Source organism: Bacillus sp. DNRA2 (assembly GCF_012843265.1).
In the GTDB taxonomy this organism is placed as follows: Bacteria; Bacillota; Bacilli; order Bacillales; family Cytobacillaceae; genus Bacillus_BU.
The window spans coordinates 36692-48659 of sequence record NZ_JABAIT010000010.1 but is presented as its reverse complement, the minus strand read 5'-3'; the positions used below and the strand labels follow the sequence as shown (position 1 = coordinate 48659).

General features: G+C 41.4%; 10 protein-coding genes and 1 other annotated feature. Of the genes, 9 read left to right on the top strand and 1 reads right to left on the bottom strand.

The genetic code is table 11. The annotated features are described in order from the left end of the window. Positions 1 to 12 precede the first annotated feature (12 nt). Both HHO41_RS10425 and HHO41_RS10420 read left to right on the top strand, forming a co-directional pair. On the top strand, positions 13 to 507 hold the full coding sequence (locus tag HHO41_RS10425; protein ID WP_169098252.1) for a dUTP diphosphatase: 495 nt from the start codon (positions 13 to 15) through the stop codon (positions 505 to 507). A 72-nt stretch (positions 508 to 579) separates the two neighbouring features. Further along, the gene (locus tag HHO41_RS10420; protein ID WP_169098250.1) at positions 580 to 1665 is read left to right on the top strand and encodes a M42 family metallopeptidase; all 1086 of its coding nucleotides are present in this window, start codon (positions 580 to 582) and stop codon (positions 1663 to 1665) included. Positions 1666 to 1738: 73 nt separating this feature from the next. Here HHO41_RS10420 and sspI read toward each other — a convergent pair whose 3' ends face one another. Next, entirely contained in the window at positions 1739 to 1948 is a 210-nt protein-coding gene (gene sspI / locus HHO41_RS10415; protein WP_169098248.1) for a small acid-soluble spore protein SspI, read from the bottom strand. Positions 1949 to 2074: 126 nt separating this feature from the next. Here sspI and HHO41_RS10410 point away from each other — a divergent pair, with 126 nt between their 5' ends. The 7 genes from HHO41_RS10410 (at position 2075) to HHO41_RS10380 (ending at position 11956) form a co-directional block, all read left to right on the top strand. Next, positions 2075 to 2833: a TrmH family RNA methyltransferase gene (locus HHO41_RS10410; protein WP_169098400.1), complete on the top strand. Its 759-nt coding sequence runs from the start codon at positions 2075 to 2077 to the stop codon at positions 2831 to 2833. Between the two features lie 117 nt (positions 2834 to 2950). Continuing rightward, positions 2951 to 3218, top strand: a binding site (T-box leader). 63 nt (positions 3219 to 3281) lie between these two features. Beyond that, positions 3282 to 4325, top strand: a complete 1044-nt coding sequence (pheS, locus tag HHO41_RS10405; RefSeq protein ID WP_169098246.1) for a phenylalanine--tRNA ligase subunit alpha — start codon at positions 3282 to 3284, stop codon at positions 4323 to 4325. Between the two features lie 18 nt (positions 4326 to 4343). After that, positions 4344 to 6758: a phenylalanine--tRNA ligase subunit beta gene (gene pheT / locus HHO41_RS10400; RefSeq protein WP_169098244.1), complete on the top strand. Its 2415-nt coding sequence runs from the start codon at positions 4344 to 4346 to the stop codon at positions 6756 to 6758. 140 nt (positions 6759 to 6898) lie between these two features. Beyond that, positions 6899 to 7150: a cell division protein ZapA gene (zapA, locus tag HHO41_RS10395; RefSeq protein WP_169098242.1), complete on the top strand. Its 252-nt coding sequence runs from the start codon at positions 6899 to 6901 to the stop codon at positions 7148 to 7150. A 13-nt stretch (positions 7151 to 7163) separates the two neighbouring features. Next, positions 7164 to 7694, top strand: coding sequence for a CvpA family protein (locus HHO41_RS10390; protein ID WP_169098240.1), 531 nt, complete (start codon positions 7164 to 7166; stop codon positions 7692 to 7694). 98 nt (positions 7695 to 7792) lie between these two features. Then, positions 7793 to 9511 (top strand): DNA polymerase/3'-5' exonuclease PolX, encoded by a 1719-nt coding sequence (polX, locus tag HHO41_RS10385; protein ID WP_169098238.1) that lies wholly within the window; start codon positions 7793 to 7795, stop codon positions 9509 to 9511. An 87-nt stretch (positions 9512 to 9598) separates the two neighbouring features. Beyond that, positions 9599 to 11956, top strand: coding sequence for an endonuclease MutS2 (locus tag HHO41_RS10380; RefSeq protein WP_169098236.1), 2358 nt, complete (start codon positions 9599 to 9601; stop codon positions 11954 to 11956). Positions 11957 to 11968 lie beyond the last annotated feature (12 nt).

The window sequence follows — 11968 nt, the reverse complement described above, 5'->3', positions numbered from 1 at the left end:
GGAGAAAAAGTAATGAACTTAGAAAAACTATTTGAGATGCAAAAAGGATTAGACCAACATATAGAGGAACAACACAATTTGCAAAATGAGGATTTATTCGACCGCAAAGTACTTGCCTTGTTAGTGGAATTAGGGGAACTTGCCAATGAAACTCGTTGTTTCAAATTTTGGAGCCTGAAGCCGGCATCAGATAAGGAAGTCATTCTTGAAGAGTTTGTAGATGGAATTCATTTTATTTTATCATTGGGGATTGTCGCCGGTTTTACGGCGAAAACGATTCAACTAACTGAGACTCCACCACAAACAAACTCATTAACTGAACAATTTTTAACTACATATGCAAAAATTGAACAGTTCCGCTCAAGCAGAACGAAACAGGCCTACCAGGAAATGTTCCAAGAATGTCTTCAAATTGCCCAATTACTTGGTTTTTCAGCTGTCGAAATCGAACAGGCATATATAAAGAAAAATGAAGTAAATTATGAGAGACAGCAGCAAGGCTATTAGCCATAAGTTTTTACAATGAACATAGCGTTTTGTATAATGAAAAACAAATACATATTAAGGGAGTCGAACTAAATGGCGAAATTAGATGAAACGTTAGTCATGCTGAAAGATTTAACAGATGCCAAAGGAATTCCCGGCAACGAGCGCGAAGTTCGCGAAGTAATGAAAAAATATATAGCACCATTTGCTGACGAAGTGACGACGGATAATTTGGGCAGCTTGATTGCCACGAAAACAGGTAAGGCTGGCGGACCAAAGATTATGATTGCTGGTCACTTGGATGAAGTCGGTTTTATGATAACGAACATTGACGATAAAGGCTTCCTTCGCTTCCAAACCGTCGGAGGCTGGTGGGGGCAAGTTATGCTCGCTCAGCGTGTAACGATTGTGACAAATAAAGGTGAAGTAACTGGTTTAATCGGTTCAAAGCCACCGCATATTCTTTCTGCTGAGGCACGTAAGAAACCAGTTGAAATTAAGGATATGTTTATCGATATAGGTGCATCAAGTCGTGATGAAGCAAAAGAATGGGGCATTAAGCCTGGTGACATGGTCGTTCCTCACTTTGAATTTACTGTGATGAACAATGAAAAAATGCTGCTTGCTAAAGCATGGGATAACCGCATTGGTTGCGCGATTGCGATTGAGGTGCTAAGAAGATTGCAAGGTGTCGACCATCCGAACGTTGTGTATGGTGTTGGAACCGTACAGGAAGAGGTCGGTTTACGCGGGGCGAAAACATCTTCTTATAAAATTGAACCTGATATTGCTTTTGGCGTTGATGTTGGTATCGCTGGTGATACTCCAGGGGTATCGGAAAAAGAAGCATTAGGAAAAATGGGAGCAGGCCCGCAAATCGTTCTTTATGATGCTTCGATGGTTTCGCACAAAGGCTTGCGAGATTTTATCACTGACATTGCTGATGAGCAGGAAATTCCATACCAGTTTGAAGCAATGCCTGGCGGTGGGACTGACTCAGGTGCGATCCACTTATCTCATAACGGAGTGCCAGCCTTATCAATTGGGATTGCAACACGTTATATTCACTCACATGCGGCGATGCTCCATCGCGATGATTTTGAAAACGCAGTGAAGCTGATTGTTGAAGCGATTAAGCGTTTAGACAAAGAAACGGTTGACCGCATTACTTATAATTAAAATCAAAAAGGGTACCGGACCAACATTACGTGGCGGTACCCTTTTATTATTTTTCTAAAAGTCCTTAAAAAACTTAGCTTTTAACGCCTTTTTCAAGCGTTTGCAGCATTTCAACGCGTTCTTGTTCAGAAGCATTTTGCCAAATTACCTCAAATAGAACTCCTAATCCAGGGAGCATTTTTTCTTCACCATTTTGAATTGCGTCAACGATGGTGCCACGTAATTCATCTTGAGAATTTCCAGAAACATTTTGGATAATTGCATTTCGTAAATTAAAATTCATTAAGATTCGCTCCTTTATTATCCATTTCCATTTCAACTTTTATCTTTTACCTATTATCATTTTTTTATGTATGGGATTTACGTTATAATAGAGGAACTGAATTTGAATATTAAAGGTGTGACTAATGTGAAGTACATTCACTCTACAAAAAATCCACAAATTAAAGAATGGAAAAAGCTGCTGACGAAAAAGGAACGGGATAAAACAGGGACGTTTTTAGTTGAAGGCTTTCACCTAGTTGAGGAAGCGCTAAAGCGAGAGGATACGATCATTGATTTGATTGTGAATGAAACAACTGAGCTTCCGCCGCAGTGGAATTACGGTTCGATTCCTGTAACGCAGGTGACCGAGGAAGTCATAAAGACATTGTCGGATACGGAAACACCCCAAGGAGTCATTGCTGTTTGCCGTCAAGAACGGACTAGCTTAGACGATGCGACCGCCAAAACTTTTCTGTTAATAGATGCTGCTCAAGATCCAGGAAATGTTGGTACGATGATTCGCACAGCTGATGCTTGCGGGATCGATGCGGTTATTGTTGGTAAAGGTAGCGTTGATATATATAACCCGAAAGTATTACGCTCAGCTCAGGGCAGTCATTTTCACCTGCCAATTATCACAGGGGATCTGCATGACTGGATTGAAACTTTTTCGCAAAAAGGAATTCCAGTATACGGCACGTCTTTGGAAAATGGCCAAGTTTATACAGAAGTACAACCAACACCAGGCTTCGCCCTAATTGTCGGCAATGAAGGCAGCGGCGTCGCAAAAGAATTGCTCGAGCAAACGACCAAAAACCTCTACATCCCAATCTACGGAAAAAGCGAATCACTAAACGTAGCCGTAGCAACCGGAATCTTGCTTTATTATTTAAGACAAGGATAAAATTATTGGTTGATTGGAGCGCAAATCAACCACTAGTAAAAATAGGACAATAATTTTATAGAAATATTTGAATCTGTTAGTAAAATGTACTATAATTAACTGCAAATTGCATGAACAATAAAAACAATGATGGAGAAAAGTAACTATAAACTACCATTAAGGGAGAAAATGCCGTAGACTGAAAGCATTTTTATGGAACAGTAATAGTGAAGTTCACCTCCGGAGTTGGCATCGGGACCTTGACGAATTGCGTGTAGCGAGCCGCTTCCGCTTTTCTAGAGTAAAGATGCACCGGCTTTAAAGGCCGTTATCCAATCAAGCGAACAGGCAGAATTATTATGCTTGTTAATAAGGGTGGTACCGCGAACCAAACCTCGTCCCTTTTTCGGGCACGAGGTTTTTTTGTGCCAAAAAATGCATGACCTAAAATTGAAGGAGGAAAAATCACATGCAGGAAAGATTAACAGAGCTGCAGGCTGAAGCGTTGCAAAAAATCGAGCAAGCAGCAGGTCTCAAAGAACTAAATGACATTCGCGTTTCATACTTAGGGAAAAAAGGTCCGATTACAGAAGTATTAAGAGGAATGGGCAAGCTTTCTGCGGAAGAGCGTCCAAAAATGGGAGCACTTGTTAATGAAGTGCGTGAGGAGATTGCCTCTAAAATTGAAACGAAGCAACAGGAGCTTGAAGCAGCGGCAATCAACGAAAGATTAGCTGCAGAAACAATTGATGTCACTTTACCAGGCAGACCTGTTAAGGTTGGTAACCATCATCCGCTTACACGAATCATTGAAGAAATTGAAGATTTATTCGTCGGAATGGGTTATACCGTTGCTGAAGGTCCCGAAGTAGAAACGGATTTTTACAATTTTGAAGCACTTAATCTTCCAAAAGGGCATCCAGCACGTGATATGCAGGATTCTTTCTATATTACTGAAGAAATCCTGCTACGTACTCACACTTCACCAATGCAAGCACGGACGATGGAAAAGAAACAAGGTAAAGGCCCTGTGAAAATCATTTGCCCAGGTAAAGTTTACCGTCGTGACAACGATGATGCGACACACTCCCATCAATTTATGCAAATTGAAGGTCTTGTTGTCGATGAAAATATCCGCATGAGCGACCTAAAGGGCACGCTTGATGTATTTGCGAAGAAAATGTTCGGTGAAGATCGTGAAATTCGCCTTCGTCCAAGCTTCTTCCCATTCACTGAGCCAAGTGTTGAAGTGGATATTTCTTGTAAAATTTGCAGCGGCCACGGCTGTAGCGTATGTAAAGGTACCGGTTGGATTGAAGTATTAGGAGCAGGGATGGTTCATCCGAACGTCCTTGAAATGGCTGGATTTGATTCAAAAAAATACACAGGCTTTGCGTTCGGAATCGGAGCCGAAAGAATTGCGATGCTGAAGTACGGTGTGGACGATATTCGTCATTATTACACCAATGACATTCGCTTCTTAAAACAATTCTCTTTACATGAATCATTATAAATAGGGGGACAAAAGAATATGTTCGTATCATATAAATGGCTCCAGGAATACGTTGATCTTGATGGAATGACGGCCGCGGAGCTCGCTGAAAAAATCACGAAAAGTGGGATTGAGGTTGAAGGCGTTGAGCTTTTAAACGAAGGTATGAAGGGTGTTGTAGTTGGTCATGTTGTTGAACGTGTTCAGCATCCAAATGCCGATAAATTAAGCAAATGTCAGGTGGACCTTGGTGGGGAAGCTCCGGTACAAATCATTTGTGGTGCGCCGAACGTCGCCCAAGGACAAAAAGTTGCAGTAGCTACAGTTGGTGCAGTATTACCTGGTAATTTTAAAATCAAAAAAGCAAAGCTACGTGGCGAAGAGTCAAATGGGATGATTTGTTCACTTCAAGAGCTTGGAATTGAAAGCAAGCTAATCGCTAAAGAATATTCGGAAGGAATCTTCGTATTCCCTAGTGATACTGAAGTTGGTCAAGATGCTCTTGCACTTCTAAATCGCGATGACGAAATTCTTGAGCTAAGCTTAACGCCAAATCGTGCGGATGCTTTAAGTATGCTTGGTGTGGCTTATGAAGTTGCCGCTATTTTAGAAAAAGAAGTAAAGCTTCCGAAGCCACAAATTGAAGCATCATCAGAAAAAGCGTCTGATTATATTAAAGTAAGTGTCGCAGCAAATGAGGATAATCCAATTTACACGGCTAAAGTTATTAAAAATGTAAAAATTGGTCCGTCTCCTTTATGGATGCAGGCGCGCTTAATGGCTGCAGGGATCAGACCACACAATAATGTTGTTGATATTACAAACTACATTTTGCTTGAATACGGCCAGCCGCTTCATGCGTTTGATTACGACCGGTTAGGTTCGAAAGAAATACTAGTTCGTCGTGCAAATGACGGCGAAGAAATCGTAACACTAGATGATGCGAAGCGTACATTAACAGCTGACCATCTTGTCATCACCAATGGAACTGTGCCTGTTGCGTTGGCAGGTGTCATGGGTGGTGCGAATTCAGAAGTACAAGCTGATACAACAACGGTGCTATTAGAGTCAGCTTATTTCACAGGTGGTGTAATTCGCAAGGCATCAAAGGATCATGGTTTACGAAGTGAAGCAAGCACACGTTATGAAAAAGGCGTTGACCCGAACCGTGTTCGTATCGCAGCAGAACGTGCAGCCTCATTAATGGTTCAATATGCTGGTGGTGAAGTTCTTGAAGGAACTGTTGAAGTAGATACGTATGATCAAAATCCAGCAGTTGTGACGATTTCTTTGGAAAAAATCAATTCCGTGATTGGCACGCAACTAACTCTTAACGAAGTTCAAAATATTTTTGTAAGATTGCAGTTTGATGTGGCTGTTGATCAAGATGTCTTAACGGTAACAGTTCCAACTAGACGTGGTGATATTACAATTGAAGAAGATTTAATTGAAGAAGTAGCACGTCTATATGGTTATGATCATCTGCCAATGACGTTACCAGTTGGATCATCTAACCCTGGTTACTTGACTGATTTCCAACAAAAACGTCGACTTGTTCGTCGTTATTTAGAAGGTGCTGGTCTTTATCAAGCTGTAACCTATTCATTAACAAGTGCTGAGAAAGCGGCGCAATTTGCGCTTGATAAGCGTGAGCCAATTCGCTTAGCAATGCCAATGAGTGAGGAGCGTAGCATGCTACGTTTGAGCATTGTGCCTCAGCTTTTAGAAGCATTGAAATATAATACAGCGAGACAATCTGATAGTATTGGTCTTTACGAGGTTGGCGCAGTATTTTTAGCAAATAATGCTGATGTATTGCCGACAGAAAAAGAGCATGTTGCTGGAGCGATTACTGGCCTTTGGCATTCACACCTTTGGCAGGGTGAAAAGAAACCGGTTGACTTCTTCGTCTTAAAAGGAATATTGGAAGGACTGTTTGCAAAACTTGGCTTAACGGACAAAATTGAGTATCGTCAAGCTGTATTAGAAAATATGCATCCAGGTCGAACTGCGGCAATCCTTTTAAATGGCCAAGAAATTGGTTTTATCGGTCAAGTTCATCCATCTACTCAAAAAGAGCTAGATTTAAAAGATACTTATGTATTTGAGTTGTCTTTAAGCATGATTTTGGAAGCTGAAACACCAGCGCTTAGCTATGAGTCGATTCCACGCTTCCCATCCATCACTCGCGATATTGCTTTAGTGGTAGATAAGGAAAAATCAGCGGGTGAATTGCAACAAATCATCGTTGCTGCAGGCGGTACTCTATTAAAAGAAGTACATGTCTTTGATCTATATGAAGGTGAAAAAATGGAGCAAGGTAAGAAATCGATTGCCTTCTCATTGAAATACTTCGATCCGGAACGTACTTTAACAGATGAAGATGTGACGAAAGCTCACGAAAAAGTACTAACAGCTGTTAAAGAACAAGCTGGTGCAGTATTACGAGGTTAATTTTAAATAGAAATAAACAATGGCTCATCGCAATGAAAAACACGCGATGAGCCATTTTTCTATCTATTTCGACCTTTTCGTGTAAAACTGTTCGTGTTATAGTAAAGAGTAGGAATTTGAAGGAAAAGGTGGCAATGGCATTGTCAGAACCTAGAAAAAATCGAACAACTGTAGAAATTTATGGCCAACAATATACCATCGTAGGCACAGAAAGCGCGAGCCACATCCGTTTCGTTGCCTCGTTAGTTGATGAGAAAATGCGCGAAATTGGCGGATCCAATTCTTCACTCGACAGTAGCAAGCTTGCCGTTTTAACAGCTGTCAACGCTGTTAATGATTTAATAAAATTAAAAGATTTTTATGAGCGTCAAGAGAAAGAAATCGAAAGGTAAAGGTCTATAACACATGCTTGATTTGATCATGTTAGTTTTATTCATTAGCGGTATTTTTATTGGCTTAAGAAGGGGCTTCATTTTACAATTCATTCATTTGACCAGTTTTATTATTGCATTTATCGTTGCGAAGGTGTATATGAATGAGCTTGCTGAAAAATTAATCCTTTGGATACCGTATCCAAGCTTTACTGGCGATACACCAATGGAAATGATTTTTAGCAGCGGTAATTTAGAAGATGCTTATTATCGTGGCATTGCCTTTTTGATTATCTTTTTTATTGTAAAAATTGTTTTGCAAATTGTTGGGTCTATGTTGGATTTTATTGCCCATCTACCAATCTTAAAACAGTTTAATTCATTGGCAGGTGGAGTTTTAGGGTTTTTGGAGGTCTTTCTATTGGCGTTTATCGTACTTTATTTTGCAGCGCTAGTGCCAATCGAATCAATCCAAACCGCCTTGCAAGATTCGGTATTGGCTGAAAGTATCGTTAAGCACACACCAATATTGTCCCAAGATATTAAAGAGCTTTGGATTCAATAGAATGGCAAACTTCTCTTCACAAGAGAAGTTTTTCTATGTAAAGGATATGATAATAAGAAAAGCGTAAGTGCAGTACCACTCGAAAGTAGGTGAGCTTTTTGGAAGCTAACAAAAAGGATATTATTCGTTTGTTGGAAACGATTGCCGTCTATATGGAACTTAAAGGTGAAAATACATTTAAAACAGCCGCATTTCGAAAAGCAGCAGCAGCCCTTGAGGCAGATGACCGCAGTTTGACAGAAATAGCTGATTTTACCGCCCTTGCCGGTATTGGTAAGGGAACGGCTGCTGTGATTACTGAATACATAGAAACGAGAACTTCTAGCGTCCTGCAGCAGTTAAAGGAAGAGGTTCCAACAGGCCTAATTCCGCTTTTGCAGCTACCAGGATTAGGTGGGAAAAAGATTGCTAAGCTCTATAAGGAGCTGGGAATAGAGAATGTCGCTGACTTAGAAGCGGCATGCCGAGCCGGTAAAGTTCAGGCTTTAGCTGGCTTTGGTAAAAAAACAGAAGAGAAAATTCTCGCTTCTATTTTAGAGGTGGGGAATAGACCGGAACGACTACCAATCGCTTACATGCTGCCAATAGCGGAATCAATCGAAGCACAACTTGACCAGTTTGCAGGGATTGTTCAATATTCACGGGCTGGTAGCCTGCGCCGCATGAAGGAAACGATCAAGGATTTAGATTTTATCATCGCAACAAATCAGCCTGAGGTCATTAAGGAACAGTTGCTTAAGCTTGCTAATATTAAAGAAATCATTGCAGCCGGTCATACGAAGGTGTCGTTAACATTTGCCTTTAGCTATGATGTTTCGGTTGATTTTCGGATTGTGACACCTGAACAGTTTGCCTCCACACTTCATCATTTTACTGGCTCGAAGGACCATAATATTAAAATGAGACAGCTTGCCAAAGAGCGTGGTGAAAAAATCAGTGAATATGGGGTTGAAAATGTCGAAACAGGTGAAATGACCACCTTTACTAGCGAAGCGGAGTTTTATGCGCATTTTGGCTTACCGCATTTTCCACCGGAAATACGTGAGGATGGAACTGAGGTTGATGAGTACAGCGTGGATATGGAACTCATTTCAGTTGAGGAGATAAAGGGTGACCTTCATATGCATTCAACATGGAGTGATGGGGCCTATTCGATTGAGGAAATGGTTAATGCTTGTCGCGCTCGAGGATATCAATATATGGCAATTACCGATCACTCGCAATATTTAAAGGTGGCAAACGGATTATCACCTGAACGTCTGAGGAAGCAGCGTGAGGAGATAAAACGTTTAAATGAGCAATACGAAGATTTCACGATTCTTTCAGGAGTCGAAATGGATATTTTACCAGATGGTAGTCTCGATTACGATGACGAATTGTTAGCGGAAATGGATATAGTCATTGCGTCTATTCATTCTTCTTTTTCACAATCAAAGGAAAAGATCATGGAACGCTTACGGACAGCCCTGAAAAATGCCCATGTAGATATTATTGCCCATCCAACCGGAAGATTAATTGGGCGACGTGAAGGCTATGAGGTGGATATGGAGATGCTTATTCAATTAGCCAAGGAAACCAACACTGCGTTGGAACTAAACGCAAATCCACATCGACTGGACCTGGCTCCTGAATATTTACGAAAAGCACAGGAAGCCCACGTCATGTTGGTAATAAACACAGACGCACATAAAATTGATACGTTAAATCATATGGAAATCGGAGCTGCTGTAGCCAAAAAGGGCTGGGTAAAGAAATCATCGGTGTTAAACGCTTTACCTACTGAAGACTTACTGGCATTTTTAAAGCGAAATGATTAAATAATTTACTAATAGACATGGATTAGCGTCTTGTGCCTGTCGCCCCTGAGCAAGGCGCTTACGCTTTTGATAAAGGAGGTTCGCTCCGTGCACGAACGAGTACTGAGAGTATTAGAATTTAATAAAATTAAAGAACAATTACTTGAGCATGTTTCGTCTTCGTTAGGCCGTGATAAAACAGAAAAGCTCATCCCCTCATCAGACTTTGCGGAGGTAGTCAGACTTCAAGAAGAAACAGACGAGGCAGCAAATGTGCTCAGGCTTAAAGGCAATGTACCACTTGGGGGTATTTTTGATGTGCGTGCGCATGTTAAACGTGCTGTAATTGGTGGAACTTTAAGTCCTTACGAATTAATGCAGGTGGCAAGCACCATCCATGCCAGCCGCCAAATGAAGCGGTTTATTGATGATGTAGCCGAGGAAGGGGTTATTATCCCGATTCTCGTTGAGTTTGCCGCGCAAATGATCGTTTTAGCTGAGCTTGAGCAATCGATAAAAATGGCGATTGACGACAATGGGGAAGTATTGGATGGTGCGAGTGAGACACTTCGTTCGTTAAGACATCAACTTCGCTCAAAGGAAGCGCGCGTTCGCGAGAAACTTGAGAGCATGATTCGGTCTTCTAATGCTGCAAAAATGCTTTCAGATGCCCTGATCACCATTCGTAATGATCGCTTTGTCATTCCGGTGAAACAAGAATATCGCAGCCATTATGGCGGAATTATTCACGACCAAAGTGCATCAGGACAAACATTATTTATCGAACCACAATCCGTTGTTGAATTAAATAATGAATTACAAGCAATCCGTCTAAAAGAAGAACAGGAAATCGAACGTATTTTGATTCAATTAACTGGTAAAGTGGCTGAAAATCAACCTGAACTAGAAACAATTGTTGACGTGTTAGCTGAGCTTGATTTTATGTTCGCAAAAGCCCGTTATGGCAAACGCATAAAGGGCTCAAAGCCATTAATGAATCATGAAGGAAAAATCTCGTTGAATAAAGCACGCCACCCATTAATCCCAATCAAAGAAGTGGTGGCAAACGACATCATGATTGGAATTGATTTTTCGACAATCGTGATAACCGGGCCAAATACAGGCGGTAAAACAGTAACATTGAAAACGGTGGGGTTGTGTACACTAATGGCCCAGGCTGGTTTGCAGATTCCAGCACTCGATGGCTCGGAGATGGCTGTTTTTGATGAGGTTTATGCAGATATCGGTGATGAACAGTCGATTGAGCAAAGCTTAAGTACGTTTTCTTCGCATATGGTTAATATTGTGGATATCTTAAAACGGGTCGAATCGAACAGTCTTGTTCTATTCGATGAGCTTGGAGCTGGCACCGATCCACAGGAAGGTGCTGCACTAGCTATTTCGATTTTGGATGAAGTTTATAAACGTGGTGCCAAGGTCATTGCTACAACACACTATCCTGAACTCAAAGCCTATGGCTACAATCGGGAAGGGGTTAGCAATGCCAGTGTCGAATTCGATGTAGAAACGCTAAGTCCGACTTATAAACTGTTGATTGGAGTACCTGGACGAAGCAACGCCTTTGAAATCTCACGCAGACTAGGGTTGGATGAGAGTGTAATTGAAAGCGCTCGAACACATATCAGTGCAGATACAAATCAGATTGAAAACATGATTGCTTCACTTGAAGAATCAAGACGTCTTGCTGAAACAGAGGAAGAAGAGGCCAATGATTTACTTCGTAATGCTGAAATGCTTCATAAAGATTTGCAAAAGGAAATGATTTCTTTCTACGAGCACAAGGATCAACTTTTTGAAAAAGCTGCTGAGGAAGCTCAAGAACTTGTCTCGAAAGCGAAGGCAGAAGCGGAGCACATTATCCGCGATTTACGGAAGTTGCGGATTGACAAGCAGGCCGAAGTGAAGGAGCATGAGCTAATCGAAGCACGCAAACGTCTCGAAGAAGCCTCACCAGCATTACCAGCGAAAAAGTCTCCAGTGAAGACTGCAAGTAAAAAGCATGTACTTACAACGGGCGATGAAGTGAAGGTGTTAAGCTTTGGTCAGAAAGGTACTCTTTTAGCTAAAAAGTCTGATGGCCATTGGGAGGTTCAAATCGGGATTTTAAAAATGAAAGTTGAAGAAACTGACCTCGAGTATTTGAGCACACCAAAGCAAGAGGAAAAGCGTCATCTTGCCACTGTCAAGGGCAGAGATTATCATGTCAGCCTTGAGCTAGATTTGCGCGGAGAACGGTTTGAAAATGCGTTAATGCGTGTCGAAAAATACATTGATGACGCCTTGCTTGCAGGCTACCCACGTGTGTCGATTATTCATGGAAAAGGTACGGGGGCGCTAAGGCAAGGTGTTCAAGAATACTTGAGAAATCACCGCTCTGTTAAAAGCATTCGTTTTGGCGATGCCGGTGAAGGTGGAACAGGTGTGACGATTGTAGAATTTAAGTAATGTCAGGCGCCA